21 protein-coding genes and 1 tRNA gene are annotated in these 21,222 nt (G+C 61.5%); 10 read left to right on the top strand and 12 right to left on the bottom strand.

The window, feature by feature from the left end; all coding sequences use genetic code 11:
- The 4 genes from AADW22_RS07175 to AADW22_RS07160 are packed head-to-tail and all read right to left on the bottom strand — an operon-like array spanning position 1 to position 3,472.
- On the bottom strand, positions 1-843 hold the full coding sequence (locus AADW22_RS07175; RefSeq protein WP_074635675.1) for a metal ABC transporter permease: 843 nt from the start codon (positions 841-843) through the stop codon (positions 1-3).
- On the bottom strand, positions 840-1,715 hold the full coding sequence (locus tag AADW22_RS07170) for a metal ABC transporter permease (protein WP_005852566.1): 876 nt from the start codon (positions 1,713-1,715) through the stop codon (positions 840-842). Before AADW22_RS07170 ends, AADW22_RS07175 begins: the two co-directional genes overlap by 4 nt.
- The gene (locus AADW22_RS07165; protein ID WP_340270648.1) at positions 1,712-2,608 is read right to left on the bottom strand and encodes a manganese/iron ABC transporter ATP-binding protein; all 897 of its coding nucleotides are present in this window, start codon (positions 2,606-2,608) and stop codon (positions 1,712-1,714) included. The genes AADW22_RS07170 and AADW22_RS07165 overlap by 4 nt, the downstream gene beginning before the upstream one ends.
- Before the next feature lie 12 nt (positions 2,609-2,620).
- The gene (locus AADW22_RS07160) at positions 2,621-3,472 is read right to left on the bottom strand and encodes a metal ABC transporter substrate-binding protein (RefSeq protein WP_407474586.1); all 852 of its coding nucleotides are present in this window, start codon (positions 3,470-3,472) and stop codon (positions 2,621-2,623) included.
- Between the two features lie 200 nt (positions 3,473-3,672).
- On the opposite strand from AADW22_RS07160, the gene AADW22_RS07155 reads away from it, so the two are divergent.
- Positions 3,673-4,083, top strand: coding sequence for a Fur family transcriptional regulator (locus AADW22_RS07155; protein WP_005852561.1), 411 nt, complete (start codon positions 3,673-3,675; stop codon positions 4,081-4,083).
- On the opposite strand, the gene AADW22_RS07150 is transcribed toward AADW22_RS07155, so the two are convergent.
- The 6 genes from AADW22_RS07150 to rpiA all read right to left on the bottom strand — a co-directional run bounded on the left by AADW22_RS07150 (position 4,080) and on the right by rpiA (position 11,137).
- Entirely contained in the window at positions 4,080-4,766 is a 687-nt protein-coding gene (locus AADW22_RS07150; protein ID WP_235183770.1) for a TetR/AcrR family transcriptional regulator, read from the bottom strand. The two genes, AADW22_RS07155 and AADW22_RS07150, sit on opposite strands and share 4 nt — an antisense overlap.
- 141 nt (positions 4,767-4,907) lie before the next feature.
- Positions 4,908-6,392, bottom strand: coding sequence for a DegQ family serine endoprotease (locus tag AADW22_RS07145; RefSeq protein WP_037943900.1), 1,485 nt, complete (start codon positions 6,390-6,392; stop codon positions 4,908-4,910).
- A 240-nt stretch (positions 6,393-6,632) separates the two neighbouring features.
- Positions 6,633-7,544: a protease modulator HflC gene (gene hflC / locus AADW22_RS07140; RefSeq protein ID WP_009826613.1), complete on the bottom strand. Its 912-nt coding sequence runs from the start codon at positions 7,542-7,544 to the stop codon at positions 6,633-6,635.
- Positions 7,544-8,767, bottom strand: coding sequence for an FtsH protease activity modulator HflK (gene hflK, locus AADW22_RS07135; RefSeq protein WP_386173644.1), 1,224 nt, complete (start codon positions 8,765-8,767; stop codon positions 7,544-7,546). Before hflK ends, hflC begins: the two co-directional genes overlap by 1 nt.
- 93 nt (positions 8,768-8,860) lie before the next feature.
- Complete coding sequence (locus AADW22_RS07130; protein ID WP_037943896.1) at positions 8,861-10,327, bottom strand: FAD-dependent oxidoreductase; 1,467 nt, start codon at positions 10,325-10,327, stop codon at positions 8,861-8,863.
- Between the two features lie 21 nt (positions 10,328-10,348).
- Positions 10,349-11,137, bottom strand: a complete 789-nt coding sequence (gene rpiA, locus AADW22_RS07125; protein WP_005852551.1) for a ribose-5-phosphate isomerase RpiA — start codon at positions 11,135-11,137, stop codon at positions 10,349-10,351.
- Between the two features lie 228 nt (positions 11,138-11,365).
- On the opposite strand from rpiA, the gene AADW22_RS07120 reads away from it, so the two are divergent.
- The 3 genes from AADW22_RS07120 (at position 11,366) to AADW22_RS07110 (ending at position 14,199) form a co-directional block, all read left to right on the top strand.
- Positions 11,366-12,052 (top strand): glutathione S-transferase family protein, encoded by a 687-nt coding sequence (locus AADW22_RS07120; protein ID WP_407474585.1) that lies wholly within the window; start codon positions 11,366-11,368, stop codon positions 12,050-12,052.
- Positions 12,052-13,425 (top strand): L-serine ammonia-lyase, encoded by a 1,374-nt coding sequence (locus AADW22_RS07115; RefSeq protein ID WP_407474562.1) that lies wholly within the window; start codon positions 12,052-12,054, stop codon positions 13,423-13,425. Before AADW22_RS07120 ends, AADW22_RS07115 begins: the two co-directional genes overlap by 1 nt.
- A 93-nt stretch (positions 13,426-13,518) precedes the next feature.
- On the top strand, positions 13,519-14,199 hold the full coding sequence (locus AADW22_RS07110) for a nitroreductase (RefSeq protein ID WP_037943891.1): 681 nt from the start codon (positions 13,519-13,521) through the stop codon (positions 14,197-14,199).
- 48 nt (positions 14,200-14,247) lie between these two features.
- On the opposite strand, the gene AADW22_RS07105 is transcribed toward AADW22_RS07110, so the two are convergent.
- Positions 14,248-14,835, bottom strand: a complete 588-nt coding sequence (locus tag AADW22_RS07105) for a TetR/AcrR family transcriptional regulator (RefSeq protein ID WP_407474561.1) — start codon at positions 14,833-14,835, stop codon at positions 14,248-14,250.
- A 79-nt stretch (positions 14,836-14,914) separates the two neighbouring features.
- On the opposite strand from AADW22_RS07105, the gene AADW22_RS07100 reads away from it, so the two are divergent.
- From AADW22_RS07100 to AADW22_RS07080, 5 genes are all read left to right on the top strand, one after another.
- Positions 14,915-15,211 (top strand): hypothetical protein, encoded by a 297-nt coding sequence (locus AADW22_RS07100; RefSeq protein ID WP_064216019.1) that lies wholly within the window; start codon positions 14,915-14,917, stop codon positions 15,209-15,211.
- A 106-nt stretch (positions 15,212-15,317) separates the two neighbouring features.
- Positions 15,318-16,604, top strand: coding sequence for a homoserine dehydrogenase (locus AADW22_RS07095; protein ID WP_074635663.1), 1,287 nt, complete (start codon positions 15,318-15,320; stop codon positions 16,602-16,604).
- Between the two features lie 99 nt (positions 16,605-16,703).
- Complete coding sequence (recJ, locus tag AADW22_RS07090; protein ID WP_407474560.1) at positions 16,704-18,443, top strand: single-stranded-DNA-specific exonuclease RecJ; 1,740 nt, start codon at positions 16,704-16,706, stop codon at positions 18,441-18,443.
- 75 nt (positions 18,444-18,518) lie between these two features.
- Positions 18,519-18,593: transfer RNA gene (locus AADW22_RS07085), tRNA-Glu, on the top strand.
- Between the two features lie 115 nt (positions 18,594-18,708).
- On the top strand, positions 18,709-19,041 hold the full coding sequence (locus AADW22_RS07080; RefSeq protein WP_407474559.1) for a zinc-binding dehydrogenase: 333 nt from the start codon (positions 18,709-18,711) through the stop codon (positions 19,039-19,041).
- A gap of 55 nt (positions 19,042-19,096) precedes the next feature.
- Here the strand turns inward: AADW22_RS07080 and AADW22_RS07075 are convergent, their stop codons facing one another.
- Positions 19,097-19,993, bottom strand: a complete 897-nt coding sequence (locus tag AADW22_RS07075; protein ID WP_407474558.1) for an AraC family transcriptional regulator N-terminal domain-containing protein — start codon at positions 19,991-19,993, stop codon at positions 19,097-19,099.
- Positions 19,994-20,160: 167 nt separating this feature from the next.
- Between AADW22_RS07075 and AADW22_RS07070 the strand changes: the two genes are divergently transcribed.
- Positions 20,161-21,108: an SDR family oxidoreductase gene (locus tag AADW22_RS07070; RefSeq protein WP_407474557.1), complete on the top strand. Its 948-nt coding sequence runs from the start codon at positions 20,161-20,163 to the stop codon at positions 21,106-21,108.
- Positions 21,109-21,222: the final 114 nt, after the last annotated feature.

Below are 21,222 nucleotides of genomic sequence, written 5' to 3'. Positions count from 1 at the left end.
CTACCCCCGTGCCGCCTGACGCGAGGTGCGGCGCGTCACCAGCAAACGGTTGATGAAGGCGAGGACAAAGATCACCGTCAGGATCAACACGATTGTCGGTGCCGGTGCGCTGTCCAGAAAGAAGCTGGCGTAGACGCCCGCGAACATCGACAACAGGCAGACCAGCACAGATACGATCAGCATCGGGCCAAAGCTGCGCACCACCAGAAAGGCAATCGCCCCCGGTGTGACCAGCAACGCCACCGCAAGGATCAGCCCCGTCGCCGTCAGCGTCGCCACGATGGTCAGCGACAACACCGCCAGCAACCCATAGTGCAAGACCCCCGTGTGCAGCCCGCTGGCCTGCGCCTGTGCGGGGTCAAAGGCGTGCAGCAGCAGATCTTTCCACTTGAGCACCAGAAACGCCGTCACAAAGGCCGATATCAGCCCCGCCGTCCAAAGATCCTGCGCGCCGACGCCCAGCATATTGCCGAACAACACGTGATCCAGATGCTGGTTCGTGGTGATCGAGGTGTACATGATGATGCCGATCCCGAACATGCCCGAAAAGACGACCCCCATCACGGTGTCCTGTTTGATGCGGCTGTTATAGCTCAGGTATCCGGTCAGCATCGCGCAGGACATGCCCGCGGCAAAGGCCCCTACAATCAGCGGCAGCCCCGTGATCCATGCCAGCACGACCCCCGGCAGGACCGCATGGCTGACCGCATCGCCCATCAAGGCCCAGCCCTTGAGCACCAGAAAGCATGACAGCAACGCCGTCGGCGGGGCGACCAGCAGGACGATCCAGAAAGCGTTCTGCATGAAGGGAAACTGGAAGGGAAACAGCAAGGTCTCGATCATGGGGCCACCCCGTCTCGCAAGGATTTGAGCGCCGCCGCAGCCTTGCGCCGCGCGGCCAGCACACCGTGTTTGGGCGCAAAGACAAAGGCCAGCAGGAAGATCGCGGTTTGCAGCGTGACGATCACCCCGCCTGTCGCCCCGTCCAGAAAATAGCTGGCATAGGCCCCCAGAAAGCTGGTGATCGTGCCGATCAGCACCGATACGATGATCAGCCGCGGGAAACGGTCACAAAGCAGATAGGCCGTCGCCCCCGGCGTCACGACCATTGCGATCACCAGAAAGGCCCCGACGGTCATCATCGCCGCCACCACCGCCGCCGACAGCAGCATGAAGAACACCGCCTTCAACAGCTCGGGCCGCAACCCGATGGAGCGTGCGTGGTTTTCGTCAAAGAAGGTGACCATCAGGTCTTTCCACTTCAGCAGCAGCACGGTCAGACAGACAACCCCGATGATCGCCAGTTGCACGATATCCTGCGGCGCGATGGCAAGGATATTGCCCATAATGATGGTCTGGATGCTGACCGACATGGGCGATAGCGACACCATGAATAGGCCCAGGCCGAAAAATGCGGTAAAGATGATGCCGATGATCACGTCGATCTTCAGCCCCGACCGCCCCGACAGAAACAGCATCGCCCCCGCTGCCATGCCGCCCGCCAGAAACGCGCCAAGCGCAAAGGGCAGCCCCAGCATATAGGCCCCGGCCACACCGGGCACGACAGAATGGCTCAGCGCGTCGCCGATCAGCGACCAGCCCTTGAGCATCAGATAGCACGACAGAAAGGCGCAAACCGCCCCCACCATCGCTGACACCCACATGGCGTTGAACATATAATCATAGCTGAACGGCTCTAGCAGCAGGTCGATCATGTGTCGTCCTCGGAAGTGTCGATGCGTTCGCCGTAATGCACGAAGGGGCGTTCGTCGTCGGTGATGATCCGCAGCTCGCGCCCGTCGTCATCATCGTGCAGGTCTTGCCCCCCGAGGGTAAAGTGCCGCAGCACCCCGCCAAAAGCCGTTTCCAGATTGTCATGGGTAAAGACTGTTTCCGTCGGCCCATAGGCCAGCACCGTGCCCTTGACCAAGACGGTCCGGTCACAGAATTCCGGGACAGAGCCCAGGTTATGCGTCGACACCAGCATCACCCGCCCTTCGTCGCGCAACTCGCGCAGCAGGTCGATGATCTGGTCCTCGGTCTTCACGTCTACGCCGGTAAAGGGTTCGTCCAGCAGGATCACCTGCCCGTTCTGCGCCAAGGCACGCGCCAGAAAGACCCGCTTGCGCTGCCCGCCGGACAGCTCTCCGATCTGGCGGTGGCGGAACTCGGTCATGTTGACGCGGCGCAGGGCGTCGTCCACCGCCGCATGATCGGCGGCTTTGGGACGGCGCAGGAACCCCATATGCCCATAGCGCCCCATCATTACCACATCCTGCACCAGCACCGGAAAGGCCCAATCGACCTCTTCGGACTGCGGGACATATGCCACAAGGTTTTCTCGCAACGCCTGTTTGACGGTCTTGCCCAGCAGGGTGATCTGCCCCTGCGCGGCGGGCACAAAGCCCATGATCGCCTTGAACAGCGTAGATTTCCCCGCCCCGTTCACCCCGACCAGCGCCGTGATCGTACCGCGCGGGATCTCGAAGCTGGCATCATAAAGCGCGGTGTGGCCGTTGCGATAGGTCACGGTCACATCGGTGGCCTTGATGCCGATCGCGTCGGGCGCAAGCCTGGCATCTGGGGGCGTCGTGGGGGCGGGGTGCATAGCGGTATCCATTTACTTCAGGCCTGCATCCAGCCCGTCCGCGACAGTCTGCGAGGTGACGCGCAGCAAGTCCAGATAGCTTGGCACGGGCCCCTCGGCGGTGCTGAGGCTATCGACATAAAGCACACCACCATAGGCAGCGCCGGTTTCCCGCGCGACCTGCTTTGCAGGCGAGGTATTCACCGTGCTTTCACAGAAAACGACCGGAATATCATTGTCGCGGACGGAATCGATGACTTTGCGCACCTGCTGCGGCGTGCCGGTCTGGTCGGCGTTCATCGGCCAGAGGTACAGCTCTATCATCCCGAAATCCCGCGCGAGATAGCTGAACGCGCCTTCGCAGGTCACCAGCCAACGCTGGTCTTCGGGGATTTGCGCAATGCGGTCCCGCAGGGGCGTGATCGTATCGCGGATTTCCTGTTTGTAGCTCTCTGCGTTGGCGGCATAGGTCGCCGCGTTGTCAGGGTCGTGTTCGGCAAAAGCTGCCGCGATGTTGTCGACGTAGATCAGCGCGTTATCCAGCCCCATCCAGGCGTGGGGGTTCGGCTTGCCCTCATACTCCCCCTCCCCGATCGAAATCGGCTCCACCCCGTCGGTCAGCGTGGCCGACGGAATATCCCCGAGGTTCGAGATGAACTGCTCGAACCACAGCTCTAGGTTCATACCGTTCCACAGGATCAGATCAGCATCCACCGCGCCCACGATATCGCGCGGGGTGGGTTCATAGCCGTGGATTTCCGCACCCGGCTTAGTGATCGATACCACCTCTGCCGCATCGCCGCCCACCTGCTGCGCCATATCGGCAAGAACCGTAAAGGTCGTGACGACTTTGAAATCAGCCGCACCCGCAGGCACGCCCGCCATCGCTGCAACACCAAGAACCGGAGCAAAAACCGACGCCAGCACATTCTTTCTCATTCTGTTCCTCCAAGGACCAATGCGTTCGCTAGATGTAAATGCGAATTAGTCGCATATGTCAAACATGCAAATAAGAATAGGTCGCATAAACTTGCGGGCAAGATGAATCTTGCGTAACAAGAAGGCAGACGAGAAAGGACATCGGTTTGACCCACAGCGCTGATTACAAGCAATTGCTGCGTGAAGCGGGCCTGCGGGTCACGCCACAGCGTACAACCATCGTATCGCTGCTGTCGGAAACCGACGATCACCCCAATGTCGAAGACCTGTATGAAAAGGCGCGCAGGCTGGATGACACCGTGTCAGTCGCCACGGTCTATCGCACGATGTCAGTGCTTGAAAACGCGGGGCTGGTGCGCAAACTGGTGCTGGATGATGCCCCTGCCCGCTACGAGATGATGCCCCACACGGACCACGACCATCTGGTCGATGTCGACAGTGGGGATCTGGTGGAAATTCCAGGGACCGAGATCGCGACGCTGCTGGATCGTGTCGCGGCCGAGATGGGCTATGAGCTGGTCAGCCACCATACGGTCATTCGCGCCCGCAAACTTTAGGTCTGCGTCTGATCCGCAAGCGATCTGACCATCGCCGCCGCACCGGCCGAGATCGTGCGCAGGATCACCTCGTCCGGGATGTCACGGATCAGCCAGTCGCGCATCGGGCCAAAGGCTGACAGGAACACCATCAGATTAGCAACGATATCAAGCCGTTGATCGTCGCTATGCATTCCCAGACGCGGGGCAAGCTGGTCGGCCAGATCCTTCATCACCGCAAACTCGCGCGCGTGCAAGGCACGGCGGTCTTCGGCCTGCATATGCGGCACGCACCGATAGGCCAGCAACGTGCCATCCCGTTTCATCGACCAGCTTTCGCGGAAGTATTTCTCGAACGCGTCCTCAAGTGACAGGTTTTCATCCAGCAGGATGATCGGCAACGTCGACACGTCTTCGCGGAACCACAGCTGGTTCAGCAGGCGGCGCAGGATGTCGTTTTTATTCGCGATATAATCATAGATGCTGGCCTGATTGACGCCCGAGCGCGCACAGATGTCGCGGATCGTGGTGGCGGCAAAGCCTTTTTCAAGAAACAGCGACAAGGCCGCCTCGCAAATCTGTTCGCGGCGGCTTTGGATCAGCGACTGGTTCTGCACGCTGGTAATCTCCGCCTCTGCCAGCATTTGGGTGCGCAGCGCAGACAGCCGATCGCTGCGAATGGCCGTCGTGGATGTGTCGTGCATGGGGCTGTCCTTCATTTGACGTAAATCCTATCGGCTTTCGATATGCGAAACAACCGGCAGCGTGCAGACGCCCCCCACACAAAACCCCCGCCGGTACGGGGACCGACGGGGGCAGCGTTTTTCCAGCGATGTGGGGCGGGTTTAGTCGCCCAGACCCAAGGCCACAAAGCGCGGGTCACCTGCGCGGCGCACCAACAGCAACAGCGACTTGCGGCCGCCGTCTTTGGCCTCGGTGATCCGGTCCTCCAGATCGGTGATGGACAGGATCGGCTGTTGGCCCGCCTCGGTGATGATGTCCCCTACACGCAGGCCTTTCTCGAAGGCTTCCGACATCTCGTCCACCTCGGTCACGGCCAGACCCTCGACTGAATCATCCGCCCCAAGTTCGGTACGCAGATCATCCGTCAGCGGCGTGATTGTCAGACCAAGCACCGACTTTGACGCAGGCGCTTCGGGCTCTGCCTCATCCTCTGGCTCAGACGCAGACGCCCCTGCCCCTTCGGCATCTTCGCGGCGGCCCAGCTTGACCTTGAGCGTCTGGGATTTCCCCTCGCGCAGGACAGTGACGCGGACCGAGGCCCCGACGGTGCTGTTGCCCACCTGACGGACCAGACCGCGGGTGTCTTCAACCTCGACCCCTGCAAAGCTGAGGATCACATCACCGGTTTTCAGGCCCGCATCCTTGGCAGGGCCGTCCGGTACATCTGTGATCAACGCGCCGGACGCTTTGGCAAGCCCCATCGCGTCGGCCACATCCTGAGTAACGTCCTGAATACGCACACCCAACCAGCCGCGACGGGTTTCGCCGAATTCCTTGAGCTGGTTCACAACACGCGTCACGACATTCGACGCCATCGAGAAACCGATCCCGATGGAGCCGCCGTTGGGCGACAGGATCGCGGTGTTCACGCCAATGACTTCGCCGTCCATATTGAACAACGGCCCGCCGGAGTTGCCGCGGTTAATGGCAGCGTCCGTCTGGATATAGTCATCATAGGTGCCCGACAAAGCACGGTTGCGCGCCGAGACGATACCGGCCGAGACGGAAAACCCCTGCCCCAGCGGGTTGCCCATGGCCAGCACCCAGTCACCAACGCGGGCGGCATTGCTGTCGCCAAAGCTAACGAACGGCAGCGCGCTTGGGGCTTCAACCTTAAGCAGGGCAATATCGGTGTTGGGGTCGGTGCCGATGACTTCGGCCTTCAGTTCAAGACCGGTGAAAAATTCGATGGTAATCTCGTCCGCGCCTTCGATCACGTGGTTGTTGGTCACGACGAACCCGTCTTCAGAGATGACAAACCCCGACCCAAGCGCCGACGATTTGCGTGGCGCGGGGGCTTCGCCACCATTGTTGCGGTCGCGGAATTCCTTGAAGAAATCCTCGAAGGGGGAGCCTTCGGGCACGATGCCACGGGGGCCCGTGCGCCCTTCAACGGTGGTGGAGGTGGTGATATTCACGACCGACGGGCTGATCTTTTCCGCAAGCGGCGCAAGGCTTTCGGGTTTGGCCAGTGCGACCACGGCCTGCATCAGGACAAAAGCCAGCGCCAGCATACCCATCATCAACCATTTGATCTGGGGCGAGATTGCGTCGGTACGCGACAGGGAAACGGCCTTTGGCTGCATTCGTCAACTCCGGTTTTATATGGGGCGATACACCCCGTTTGTGTGTCCTTGGCAGAGTGCATCTGCAAACCCACTGCTGCAAGGTGAAAGATGGTCATCCTCACGCGCATGTCAACGCGACCCTCGGTTTCTATGCGAAATTGCCGCCCATCATCCCGTTGATCCCGTGGTCATGCCCCCAAACGAAACAGGGGCCGGCATTTCTGCCAGCCCCTGTTTGAAAGTGCACCGTGGATAGGATCAGTTGCCGGTCCCGGTGGTGGTCGCGCGTTGGCTGCGGCTGCCTTCGTCCGACTTGAGATAGTTAAAGAACTCGCTGTCGGGCGACATCACCATGGTAGAATTCTCGCCCTTCAACGCTTGCTCGTAAGCGCTGAGCGAGCGGTAGAATTCAAAGAACTCCGCATCCTTGGAATAGGCTTGCGCAAAGATCTTGTTCCGCTCGGCGTCGGCCTCACCTTCGGTGATACGGGCGTCACGACGGGCTTCCGAGAGGATTTCCTCGTAGGTACGATCCGCAAGAGCGGTGACACGTTGCGCCGCCTCGCGGCCACGGGCGCGTTCATCGGTCGCTTCGCGGTCACGTTCAGCGATCATCCGCTGCAGGGTCGCGTCAAAGTTCTGCTCTGGCAGGTTGGTCTGGCGCAAACGCACATCGACCACATCCAGACCAAGCGCCTGCGCACGCGCGTCAGAACGTTCGCGGATCTGGTCCATCAGTGCAGAGCGTTCGGGCGACAGGATGGTGTTGGATGTCACCCCCTGCGAGCCCAGAACCGCACGGATCTGACCGTCAAGAATACCGTTCAACTGGATTTCCGCCTGACGGCCACCGTCGGTGCCAAGGGCCTGACGGAACTGGCGCACGCTGTTGATGCGGTACAGCACAAAGGCATCCACTTCGAGACGACGGTCATCGGCGGGGGTGACCTCGATCATCGGCGTTTCAAGCGACAGGATACGGTCGTCGTAGCGGACGACCTCGTCCAGCAGCGGGATTTTGAACCCGATGCCCGCGTCTTCACGCACCTGTTTGATCTGGCCGAAACGCAGCACCAGCGCGCGTTCACGTTCGTCCACGATAAAGATCGACGACAGGGCGACAACGGCTGCGATCACAACCACGGGGATGAGGATATTGAGTTTACGCATCAGTTCGATCCTCGGTTGGAGTTGCGGAGTTCATTGAGCGGCAGGTAAGGCACGACCCCCTGCCCGGTCCCGTCAGAGCCGTTTTCGAGGATAATCTTGTCCACGTCCCCCAGTACTTTCTCCATGGTCTCGATGTACAGACGACGACGGGTCACATCGGGTGCTGCTTCATATTCCTGCAATACCGCTTCAAAGCGGCTTGCCTCACCCACGGCGTCGTTGACCACACGCGCGCGGTACCCTTCGGCGGCTTCCAGCAGGCGGGCGGATTCACCACGGGCTTCGGCGGTGCGGCGGTTGGCGTAGGCGTCCGCCTGACGTTCCACCCGATCGCGTTCCTGTTCGGCAGCTTGAACGTCACGGAAGGCGTCGATGACGGATTCCTGCGTCGTGTTGCCGTTTGCATCGGTCACGGTGACGGTCTGGCTGGGCGGATCCACCTTGTTGAAGTTGACGCGGATGATGTTGATCCCGGTCTCGCGGTTATCAAGCGTGGTCTGGATCAGCTCGCGCGCGGAGGCTTCGATGGTGGCACGGTCACGGTTGAGGATCGGTGCCAGCTCGGACTGGGCGATGATCTCGCGCATGGCGGATTCAGAAATCGCACGCACCGCCATTTGCGGATCCCGCAGCGAGAACTTGAAGTTCTCGGCGTTCTTTACGTTCCAGACGACCTGAAAATCGATATCGACGATGTTTTCATCCGTGGTCAGCATCAGCCCTTCGTTGTCGTCGCCACTGCGTCCTGCGCCAATGGTTTCGGCGCGGTTGGTGGTCACGTCAAAGACTTCGGCAGTGACAAAAGGCCAAGGGGCAAAGTTCAGACCCTCTGTCCCGATGCCCGAAAACTCCCCAAGGAAAAGCTCGATCGACTGCTGTTCAGGGCGCACGGTATAAAAGCTTGCCATCCCCCAGACGACGGCCGCCGCCACCAGACCCAGACCCACTGTGCCGCGGGTGAACTTGGGGCCTGCGCCGCCCATATTCCCGCCAGAGCCGCCGGAATTACGAGTGCCGCCTTTGCCGCCCATGAGCACGCGCAGCTGTTCCTGACCCTTTTTGACCAGATCGTCGATCTCGGGCATCTGACCTTTGTCACCACCCGGACCGCGCCCGCCACCACCGGTGGGCCGCTGCCCTCCGGGCCGGTTGCGGTCGCCACCATTGTTCCCACCGCCTGAGTTTCCTCCGCCGCCCCAAGGACCGCCTGTATTTCCAGCCATTAATTCTTCCCTATGTATGGCCGCTACAGCGGCCCTATCCCAACCGCCTACGCGGTTTTATCTTGTGCAGAGTTGGGCATATTCGCCCGAACTTCAAGCAGTGCGTGTCGGACTGCGCATGGTGACCAGCTCTTCGGACATGGTCGGGTGCACGGCGCAGGTCGCGTCGAATTGCTCTTTTGTCAGCCCCGCCTTCACGGCAATGCCCACCAGCTGGATCAGCTCGCCCGCGTTTGGTGCGACGATGTGGCACCCCAGAACGACGCGTGTTTCCTTGCTGACGATCAGCTTCATCATCACACGTTTGTTCTTTTCGGCAAAGGCCGTTTGCATGGGCCGGAACGACGCCGAGTAAATCTCGACCGGTTCCTGCTCTGCCGCTTGCTCTTCTGTCAGGCCGACGGTGCCGAATTCGGGCTGTGTGAACACGGCCGACGGGATCAGGTCGTGATCCACGGGCGTCGGGTTGCCGCCAAAGACGGTTTGCACAAAGGCCATGCCTTCGCGGATCGCAACAGGTGTCAGGTTCACGCGGTCGGTGACATCGCCGATGGCATAGATCGACGGTACGCCCGACTGGCTGTATTCGTCGACTTCGACCTCTTGGCGACGGCCCAGCGACACGCCGACCTCTTCCAGCCCCATGCCATCGGTATTCGGTGCGCGCCCTGTGGCGAACAGCACCATGTCAAAAACCTTCTCGGCCCCGTTGGAGGCTTTGACCCAAATCGGCCCCTGCGTGCCTGCGCGCGCGTCGCAATTGTTCAGCTCGTTCGATTGCTCAGCCGTGGCCCCCATCGCCGCGTCAGAGTTGCTGGGCATGGTGCCCGCCTCATGTTCGGATTCCAGCGCCATTTCGACGATGCTGGTGCCGCAGTGGATATCGACGCCTGCATTTGTCATCGATTCAGCGATCAGTCCGCGGGCCTCGTCATCAAACCCGCGCAGGATCTGCGCCGCGCGGTTGTACATCGTCACCTCGACGCCCAAACCATTCAGGATACAGGCGAATTCACAGCCGATATAGCCGCCACCCACAATCAGGATCGACTTGGGCAGGCTTTCGAGATGGAAGATATCGTCCGACACAATCCCAAGCTGGGCGTTCGGCACATCAGGGCGTACCGGACGGCCGCCGGTGGCCAGCAAGATGTGTTTGGCCGTGCGGGTTTCGCCGTTGGCCAGCTGCACAGTATGCGCATCCTTGATCGTGGCGCGCTGGTCAAAGGTATCGACCTCCGAATTGGCCAAGAGCTTGCGATAGACGCCTTCCAGCCGGTCCAGTTCAGTATTCAAACGGGTCTTAAATGCGTGCCAGTCAAAGGTGCCCGGCTTGATGTCCCAGCCAAAGCACTGCGCCTCGTCCACCAGCTCGGCGTAGCCCGAGGCAAAAACCATCAGCTTTTTCGGCACGCAGCCCCGGATCACGCATGTCCCGCCATAGCGGTCCTCTTCGGCGAGGGCGACTTTGGCCCCGTATTCGCCCGCCGCAACACGTGCCGCGCGCACGCCGCCGGAACCGCCACCAATGACAAAAAGGTCGTAATCAAAATCGCTCATCTGGGCCGGGGCCTTTCTTTGTTAATCGCTCAGGTCGGAGAACAGGTTATCCGTCTCGACAAACTCCATCTTATCGCGATCAACAGTGCCTTCGTTGATGTCGCGCACTTCGACGCGGCCATCGCCATAGCCGATCACCACGGCATCACAGATATCAATGAATAGCCCGTTTTCAACTACGCCCGGCATCTGGTTCATGACCAAAGCCATCTGGCGGGTGTTGCCGATCCGCTTGAGATGCAGGTCAAGGATGTAGTTCCCCTCGTCCGTCACGAAGGGGATGTCGCCGTTCATACGCAGCGTGGAATTGCGCCCCAGCACGTCCATCGACACCAAAGTCTCTTCGACAAGCGCTTGTGTGGTCTGCCAGCCAAAGGGAATAACCTCTACCGGAAGGGGAAATGCGCCCAGTGTTTCGACCTCTTTGCCGATGTCGGCAATCACGACCATTTGATCGGAGGCGGTGGCCACGATCTTTTCTTGCAGCAAGGCACCGCCGCCGCCCTTGATCAGGTTCAGCTCTCCGTCGAACTCGTCCGCGCCGTCGATGGTCAGGTCCAGCCACTTGGCTTCATCCAGGCTGATCACCTCGATCCCCACTTCGCGCGCCAACTGCGCGGTACGGGTCGACGTGGGCACGCCCTTGATCCGCAAGCCGTCGTCGCGCACCATTTCGCCCAAACAGCGCACCAGCCACGCGGCGGTAGAGCCGGTGCCCAATCCGACGCGCATTCCGTCTTCTACAAATTGTGCAGCGCGTTTGGCGGCGACAAATTTGGCCTTATCGATGGGTGACAATTCTCCGGTCATGGCAGCGACTCCTCGTTAATCGACGCCCTTATAGACGCAGCCGCGCCGGCGCGCGACCCTCAAAACCGCATTGTCGTCGCGTCGCGTGGCCTGCGGGCGGTGACACATGGCCTGCGCCACGACCCCACGGGGGTGTTACGCGCCGATAATCTGGATAGAGTACCGCAAACCGCGCAGATCGGTCGTTTTCAATCGCCCGCCTCCGGCGCAATGGGATACCACCGGCCTATGACCGATTACACGCTGCACTACGCCCCCGACAATGCCTCCCTGATCATCCGCCTCGCGCTCGAGGCGCAGGGCGTGGCCTATGACACCTGTCTGGTCGATCGCGCGGCGCAGGCGCAGTCTGCCCCCGCCTATCGCGCGCTGAACCCGCACGGGCTGATCCCCGCGTTGCAGACGCCGGACGGGCCGATGTTCGAAACCGGCGCAATCCTGCTGTGGCTAGCGGACCGGCATGGGGGGCTGGCCCCTGCCGCGATGGATGCCACACGGGCGGATTTCCTCAAGTGGTTGTTTTTCGTTGCCAATACGGTGCACCCTGCCCTGCGTATGCTGTTTTACCCTGATAAATACGTGGGCGCTGACAACGCCGCCCAAGACGCGCTGCACACAACCGTAACCCAAGCGTTGCAGACCCACCTGCGCAGGCTGGATGACCGGGCCGCGGCGGATACGCTGCCCCTCGCGCTTGCGCTTTACCTCGCCCCGCTGTTGCGCTGGTGTGCGCTGTATCCGCGCAACCGTGATCGCGGCTGGTTCGATCTGCGCGCCACCCCGCATCTGCACGCGCTTTGCGCAAGGGTCGAAACGCTCCCCTGCACGGCGGCCGCGCAAACCGCTGAAGGGCTGGGGCTCACGCCCTTTACCGCGCCCCACCTTGCCATCCCACCCATAGGAAGTGCCACCTGATGTTTCTCTCTGTCTTCGATATGTTCAAAGTGGGCATCGGCCCGTCCTCCTCGCACACGATGGGGCCGATGGTAGCGGCGGCGCGGTTTCTGGACCTGATGCGCGCCTCTCCGTTCAAATTCGCGGGCCTGCGCGCATCGCTGCATGGCAGTCTGGCCTTTACCGGTGTGGGGCACGCCACGGACCGCGCGACGATCCTTGGCCTCGCGGGGTTCACGCCGCAAGACTACGACAATGACCGCGCCGAAGAGGTACTGGCCGAGATCAACCGCACGCAGACGATCACCCTGCCAGACCTTGGCACGCTGAGTTTCGCGCCCAAGTCCGATATGATCTTTGACTATGACACCAAGCTCGACGGCCACGCCAACGGGATGATGCTGATGGCCACCGACGCCCAAGGCGACGTTAGCTTGCGCGAGACCTATTATTCCATCGGCGGCGGTTTCGTGATGACCGAAGCCGAACTGGCGGCGGGCAAGGACACAGACGAAGGCGCGCCGATACCCTTCCCGTTTAAGTCCGCAACCGAGATGCTGCAGATGGCGGCAGAGTCCGGCAAGAGCATCGCCCAGATGAAACGCGCCAACGAGGAATCGCGCGGCGGGGCGGCGCAGCTGCGCGACGGCACCAAGCGGCTGTGGCAGGTGATGAACGATTGCATCAACCGCGGGCTCGAAACCGATGGCATCTTGCCCGGCGGGTTGAATGTCAAACGCCGCGCCAAAGCGATCCATGATGCGCTGCAGCAAGAACGCGGCCAGAACCAGCGCGCGCCCCACACGATCAACGACTGGATGAGCGTTTACGCTATGGCGGTGAACGAGGAAAACGCCGCCGGTGGGCAAGTCGTCACCGCCCCCACCAACGGCGCAGCGGGTGTGATGCCCGCGACCTTGCGCTATTATCTGGATCACGTCCCCGGCGCATCAGAGGCGCATATCGAGGATTTCTTGCTCACCGCTGCGGCGATCGGCGGGCTGGTCAAATTCAACGCGTCGATCTCGGGGGCGGAAGCGGGCTGTCAGGCCGAAGTGGGCAGCGCCGCCGCCATGTCGGCCGCCGGGCTCTGTGCCGTCATGGGCGGCACGCCGCAGCAGATCGAGAACGCCGCCGAAATCGCGCTGGAGCATCATCTGGGCATGACCTGCGACCCCGTGCGCGGTCTGGTGCAGGTGCCGTGCATCGAACGCAACGGGCTTGGCGCGATCAAGGCGGTCTCCGCCGCGTCGCTTGCGCTGCGCGGCGACGGCACGCATCTGGTGCCGCTGGACGCCTGCATCGAAACCATGCGCCAGACCGGTGCGGATATGTCTGAAAAGTATAAAGAAACCTCGCTTGGGGGGCTGGCGGTCAACGTGCCGAACTGCTGATCTGACGCAGCGGCACGCGGCCCCGCCCGCGCTTGACCCCACCGCGGAACTGCAACAGTCTGACAGCCGTCAGGAAATTTGCGGGAGGGCAAGATGGAACTGAAACAGGCAATGCAGGAACGGCGCAGCATCCGGGGCTTCAAGAAAGACCCCGTGCCGCGCGCCCTGCTGGAAGAGGTCATCGCACTGGCCAATCGCGCGCCATCCTCGATGAACACCCAGCCGTGGCATCTGCATGTGCTGACCGGCGAACCGCTTGAGAAAGTCCGTGAAGGGAATTCGACCCGTATGTTGCAAGGCGTGCCGCCGGTACGTGAAATCAGCGATCACGGGGCCTATGCCGGTGTTCACCGCGACCGGCAGGTCGGCATCGCGAAACAGCTCTTTGCTGCTATGGGGATCGAACGCGACGACAAGGAGCGCCGTCAGGATTGGGTGATGCGCGGCTTCCGCCAGTTCGATGCGCCGGTGTCCATCGTCGTCTGCTTTGACAAGTCGCTGGATGACAATGGCACCATCGCGCATTTCGATCTGGGCGCGGTGACCTACGGCCTTGTCCTCGCCGCGTGGAGCAAAGGTCTGGGCTGCGTGATCAACGGTCAGGGCATCATGCAATCGCCTGTGGTGCGTGAACATGCGCAAATCCCCGACGATCAGGTGATCATGACCTGCGTCGCCATGGGCTGGCCGGACGAGGATTTTTCGGCCAATGCCGTCGTCTCTACCCGCCGCCCCGTCGAAGAAGTCACGCGGTTCGTCGGCTTCGACGATTAACGCCCTGCGGCCCTAAGCTCCTTGAAAACCAGCGTCACGCGCGGGGGCCTACCCCGCCGTGACGGACTTGCGCACCATATCCCAATATTGCGCGATTACCTCGTCCAGCGACAGCCGTCCGCCTGCGCGAAACCACGTATTCACCCCTGTCAGCATCGCAATCACCGCCAAGGTCGCGATCTTGGTATCCGCGATGGCGAAATCCCCCGCCGCCGCCCCGTCTCGCAAGATCGTCTCTAGCCGGTCTTCATACTGGCGGCGCAATGCTTCGACCTCGGCGAAATTCTCGGACGTGAGGTTGCGCAGTTCCATATAAGAGATGAACACCTCGTCCGGGCGGTCGGCGTGAAAGCGGATGTGAAAATCGACAAATTTGCGCAAGCGATCCACCGCGCTTTGACTGGGGTCACTGTCGCAGGCCGCAAGCAGGTCGTTCATATGGTCCTGCAACAGGCTGAACAACAACGTCTGCTTGTCCGGCGTGTAATTATACAATGCGCCCGCCTGCACCCCGACTTCCGTCGCCAGTGCCCGCATGGATACGGCAGCAAAGCCGTGACGGGCGAAAAGCCGCAACGCTGCCGCGCGGATTTTGGGCCGAGTGATGTCAGAATGTGATCCGGTTGTACGCGCCATGGGTCAAAGGTTAATTGAACGCATGTTCAAAGGCAAACCCCTGCTTGCGCGAATTCCGTCGCTGGTGCATGACTGATCTATGACGCACCGTATCCTTCTTCCGCTCTGCCTTGCCGCGCTGACCCTGCCCGCGGCCTGCACGCAGTTTCCCGCGCTCGACAGCCGTGCCACGCCCGAGCTTCTCGCCTCGGACTATCCCGCGCTTGTGCCGGTCGATCCGCTGCTTGCCAAGGCCGAGGCCGGACAGGTGAACATCCCGCAAACCGAAAACGGGCTGACATCGCGGGTCGAACGATTGCAGGCGCGCGCGGCGCGCTTGCGCGGATCGGTTCTGTCGGGGTCGGAAAAGCAGCGTTTGTCCCAAGGTCTGCAATAAGGCGCATGCAATGTCGCGTTGCGTGCGCGGTAGGAAAGGGCTACATCGCGGCTAAACCCCCGAAACGCCGCAGCCCGCTGCCGCGCACCACCAAAAGGATTGCACCATGTCACAACCGCTTCGTCTTGGGATTGCCGGATTGGGCACCGTTGGGGTTGGCGTGGTGCGGATCATCCGCAAGCAGGCTGCCTTGATCGAGGCCCGCACCGGTCGCCCCGTCACCATCACCGCCGTCTCTGCCCGCAGCCGCGACAAGGACCGCGGTGTCACATTGTCGGGCTACGCGTGGGAAGATGATCCCGTCGCACTGGCAAAACGTGACGATGTGGATGTCTTTGTCGAACTGATGGGCGGCGACGAAGGCCCCGCCAAGGACGCGACCGAAGCCGCGCTTGCCTCAGGCAAGGATGTGGTCACTGCCAACAAGGCGCTGCTGGCGATCCACGGTCAGGCGCTGGCCGAACAAGCCGAAGCCGCGGGCTGCCTGATCCGCTATGAAGCTGCCGTGGCCGGGGGCATCCCCGTGATCAAGGCGCTGACGGAAAGCCTTGCCGGGAACGAGATCACCCGCGTCATGGGCGTGATGAACGGCACCTGCAACTATATCCTGACCCGCATGGAAGAGACCGGCAACGGCTATAACTCCCTGTTCGAGGAGGCCGAGGCGCTTGGCTATCTTGAAGCGGACCCGAACCTTGATGTGGGCGGGATTGACGCGGCGCATAAGCTGGCGATCCTGTCGTCGATCGCCTTTGGCACACAGGTGGATTTCGACGGGATCGAGATCGAAGGCATCCAGCGCGTCAGCATCGACGACATTCAGGCTGCCGCGAATATGGGATACAAGATCAAGCTTCTCGGCGTCGCGCAAATGACCGGCCGCGGGCTGGAACAGCGCATGCAGCCCTGCCTTGTGCCCGACAGCTCTCCGCTGGGGCAACTCGCGGGCGGGACCAATATGATCGTGCTGGAAGGCGATGCGATCGGGCAGATCGTCCTGCGCGGCCCCGGTGCCGGTGAAGGCCCCACCGCCAGCGCTGTATTGTCGGACATCTGCGATATCGCACGCGGCTGGCATGGCCCGGTCTTTGGCCAGAAGGCGGCAACGCTCGCCTCGGCCACCGCGGCCCTGTCGCAGCGCCCCGCCGCCTTCTATCTGCGCATGGGCCTGCTGGACAAACCCGGTGCCCTGGCCAAAGTCGCCACCGTGCTGGGAGAGGCCGGGATCAGCATCGACCGCATGCGCCAGACCGAACACCGCAGCGATCAGGCCCCCGTCTTGATCGTCACCCATAAATGCAGCCGCACCGCGCTGGACGAGGCTCTGGCCGCGATGGCGAAAACCGGTGTGTTGGCAAGCGATCCTGTGGCGCTGCGGATCGAGGATCTGTAACCCCGAGGGGCGCGGCCGCCCCCCTGCCCTGCCCATTGTGGGGAGGATGGGACGGATGCCTTCGGCGAGGATTTTTGACCATTTGGAAGGGGGAGATGCATGAGCTTTCTAGGTGTTGATGCGTCTTTAACGGGGCGTCGCTGGGTTGGCCCCGGTGTCGAGGTGGAACGCGCGACCGAAGTTCTGGTGCAGCAGACCAGCCTGCCGCTGGCCCTGTGTCAGGTGCTGGCGCGGCGCGGTGTGGCGGCGGAAGAGGCCGAAGCGTTTCTTGCGCCGTCGTTGCGCGATCTGCTGCCTGACCCGCGTTCCCTGCGCGACATGGAAAAAGCCGCGACGCGTTTTCTTGCTGCGGTCAAAGCACGTCAGCGGATTGCCGTTTTTGCGGATTATGACGTGGATGGTGGCAGCTCTGCCGCGCTGCTGCTGGTCTGGCTGCGCGAGATGGGCTGCGCCGCGACGCTTTATGTACCGGACCGGATCGACGAAGGATATGGCCCCAACGACGCCGCAATGGCCGAACTGGCCGCGGCCCATGATCTGATCGTCTGCGTTGACTGCGGGACCTTGTCTCATGGGCCGGTGGCCGCGGCGGTAGGCGCGGATGTCGTTATTCTGGACCACCACCTGGGCGGAGAGACCCTGCCCGACGCCTTGGCCGTGGTGAACCCCAACCGGCAGGATGAAGACGGTGCCTTGGCGCATCTTTGTGCCGCGGCAGTGGTGTTCTTGATGCTGGTCGAGGCAGGGCGCCAACTGCGCGAAGCGGGCACACACGGGCCTGACCTGATGGCGCTGTTGGATCTGGTGGGGCTGGCCACGGTGGCCGATGTCGCCCCGTTGATCGGCGTGAACCGCGCCTTTGTACGTCAGGGGCTACGCGTCATGGCGCGGCGCGACAGATTGGGGCTTGCCGCCTTGGCCGATGTGGCGCGGATGGATACGGCCCCGGCGGCCTATCATCTTGGGTTTCTGCTTGGCCCGCGGATCAACGCGGGCGGGCGCATCGGGCAAGCGGATCTGGGGGCAAGGCTGCTGGCCTGCGATGATCCCCATGAGGCGCAGTCGCTTGCCGAAAAGCTGGACCTGCTGAACACCGAGCGCCGCGATGTTGAAACCGCCGTTCGCGCCGCCGCGCTGGATCAGGCAGAGGCCCGCGGCTTTGACGCGCCTTTGGTCTGGGCCTCGGGCGCGGGCTGGCATCCGGGCGTGGTGGGCATCGTCGCCTCGCGTTTGAAAGAGGCGTCGAACCGGCCGTCGATCGTGATCGGGTTCGAGGATGGCATCGGCAAAGGCTCTGGCCGCTCTGTCTCGGGGATCGATCTGGGCGCGCCGATCCAGCGGCTGGCAGCCGAGGGGCTACTGATCAAGGGCGGCGGACATAAAATGGCCGCCGGGCTGACCGTGGCCGAAGACAAGCTGGACGCCGCCATGGCGCGGCTGTCAGAGCTACTGGCCAAGCAGGGCGCGCATCTGGCTGGCGCGGCAGACCTGAAGCTGGACGGCATGTTGATGCCCGCCGCCGCGACGGTGGAACTGGCGCAGCAGGTGGAACAGGCAGGCCCCTTCGGGGCCGGTGCCCCTGCCCCGCGATATGCCTTTGCCGACATGCAGATACGCTTTGCCAAGCGGGTGGGTGAAAGCCACCTCAAGATCAGTTTCGGCGACGGCAACAACACCAAAATGGACGCCATCGCCTTTGGTGCATTTGACGGCCCGCTTGGCCCGGCACTGGAAAACCACGGTGGTGCACGGTTCCATCTGGCGGGCCGTCTGGACATCAATACGTGGCGCGGCCGACAGTCTGTGCAGCTGCGTCTGGAAGATGCGGCACCTGCGTAAAAATTTTTCATTTTCTTTCGATTTCTGCTTGCGCGCCTGCGCCGCATTCCTTAGAGAAGCGCTCACAAGCTAAGTGGCCCGTTCGTCTATCGGTTAGGACGTCAGGTTTTCAACCTGAAAAGAGGGGTTCGACTCCCCTACGGGCTGCCACTTGTGCCCTTACCCGACATTCTGAAGACAATGCGCCATGATCTTGGGCGAGATGTGTTTGCCGCTGTTTCTGCGCTGTTTGATCTCGCGCGGCGGACTGGACGGCTAAGCTCTGATGTCTCTGACGGCGGTTTACGCCTCGCCTTTTATATCCACAATCAGAAAACTGAACTCAAAATTAGGTCAATTACATAAATCAGGGCAGTCATTAGATAGGGGGCATCAGACACACTCGAGGATGACCACTATGAAAGCCATGACCCTTACCGCCTACGGTGACGACGCGACGTTCGAAGCTGCCGACCTGCCCAAACTGGCAGAGATTGTGGACGCAGGGGCGCTGAAGCCCTTGCTTGATGACCAGAGATTCGGCCTTGATACGGTGGGCGGGGCCTATGACCGCCTGACCAGCGGGCAAGCCATCGGCAAGGTGGTTGTAGACGTCTGATCATAGCACCAGACTTGTGAAAAGGCGCTGCCAACATACAGACGATGGCAGCCCCTTATTGGCCCATTTCAACCGGAAACTGCTGGGCATCCCCCCATTGGCGCGGGGATTGCCCGTACATCCGCCTGAATTCGCGACTGAATTGCGACGGGCTGACATATCCCACATCGACCGCCGCCTCGTTCACCGACATGCCGCCTGCGATCTTCATCGCCGCATTGTTGAGCCGCATGGATTTGACAAACTGGATCGGGGCCATCGTCGTCACCTGTTTGAACTTGCGATGAAATGCGGCGCGGCTCATCCCGGCGCGGGACGCCATATCATCAATAGAGATCGGCGCGTCCAGGTGAGAGGATACATGCGCGATCGACCGTGCAATCGCATTGCCCGCGCCGAAGGCCTGTCTGGCAAAACTCCCTGCCTCCCCCTTTAGGATCGCGTAGTAAAGCTCGCGCAGCCGTGCCTCGCCAAGAATCGCCGTATCCGCCGGATTGCCACCCAATTGCAGCAAACGCAGCAGCGCGTCGGCAAAGGCATCATCCCAAGCGGCCAGCCTGATCCCCTGCGCGCGCAAACCGCCTTTGACCTCGGGAATCACATTGCCGGTATTTTCCATCTCCATCGACAGTTCTGTCATCATCCGCTTATCGAGCGAAATGATAACCCCGTAGAGCGGGCTTTCGGCAGAGGCGGTCGGCGCGCCGGCCTTCACCGGCATCGACATCGGGCAGCACATATATCGGCTGTCGTCATAGATGTACCTGTGCCCGTCCAGCACAGCCTCTTTCGCCCCGCTGACGATAGCAATAACGCTGGGTTCATAGACCGCCGGCACGCAATGAATCGCCTGCGTGGCCCGAAACAGGCGCACCCCGTCAATGCCGGCTCCCGTCAGCCCCTCTTGGGTCGCGTTGTTCCGGATTAGCTGTCTGATCTGGTCTTTGCTCATGAGGGCAATCTACTGCGTCACATCGGCCTTTCACAAGCGCGTGATACAATCAGGCAAGTATTCGCGACGATCTCGCCTATTTTGAGAGCCAGCCGAGAGCTATTTACCCTTCAACACCAAACACACCGCGCATCGCTGCCGCGCTGACATCGAAAAGGAACATGACGATGAAGGACACGACTTTCGGACCCAAAGGCTGGACACCTGATCGCCTTGGATCGCTCAAGGGGAAAACATATCTCATCACCGGCACGACGGCCGGTGCGGGCTTTCAGGCCACGCGCATCCTGCTGTCCAAGGGGGCAAAAGTCGTCATGCTGAACCGCAACGCCGACAAATCCATCGCCGCGATCAAAACGCTCAAGGACACGTTCGGTGCCAACGCCGAGGTGAGCTTTGTGCGGATGGATCTGTCTGATCTGGCCAGCGTGCGCGCCGCGGCGGAGGAGGTGAAACGCACCGTTCCCCGGATTGACGCGCTGATCTGCAACGCTGCCATCGCGCAGGTGCCGACACAGCAGCTGACCGTTGACGGGTTCGAAAGCCAGCTTGGCACCAACCACTATGGGCACTTCCTGCTGTGCGGGATGCTGTTTGATCGCATTCAGGAAAGTGCGGGCCGGATCGTTGTGGTGTCCAGCCTCGGGTACAACATGGGGATCAAGACGATACAGTTCGACGACATGAACTGGGACAAGAACTATAGCGCCAACGCGGTCTACAGCCAAAGCAAGCTGGCGCAGATGATGTTTGCCTATGAGCTTCAGGACCGGCTGAAAGCCACCGACAGCCGCGTTGAGGTATACGTCTGTCACCCCGGCGCGTCGGCGACCTCGCTGATCAGCACAAGCGGCGGGCTTTTCACACGGGTCACCTGGTGGATGATGAGCAAGACGCCAATGGTGCAATCCGCCGAAAAAGGCGCGTATCCCGAAGTCATGTGCGCGACCGAAGACGGGTTGGCGCAGCGCGCGCTTTATGGCCCGACCGGATGGCTGCAAACCGGAGGGCCCGTTGGCAAAGGCACCCTGAACCCCCATGCCTACGACAAACCCGTGATGGAGAAACTCTGGACCGTCTCCGAAAAAGCGACAGGTTTTCACTGGGAAATCTAAGGGAAACGCGCGCCCTCATCCCGAGCGCGGCGCGCGTTTCACACGGCGATTCCCCCTCGCCATACGCCCCTTGGAATATGGCATCAGAAGATGTGATTTTTTTGCCGTATTTCC

This window comes from Sulfitobacter sp. PM12, from assembly GCF_045586035.1.
Lineage (GTDB): Bacteria > Pseudomonadota > Alphaproteobacteria > Rhodobacterales > Rhodobacteraceae > Sulfitobacter > Sulfitobacter pontiacus.
This window is presented reverse-complemented; position numbering and strand designations above follow the sequence as displayed.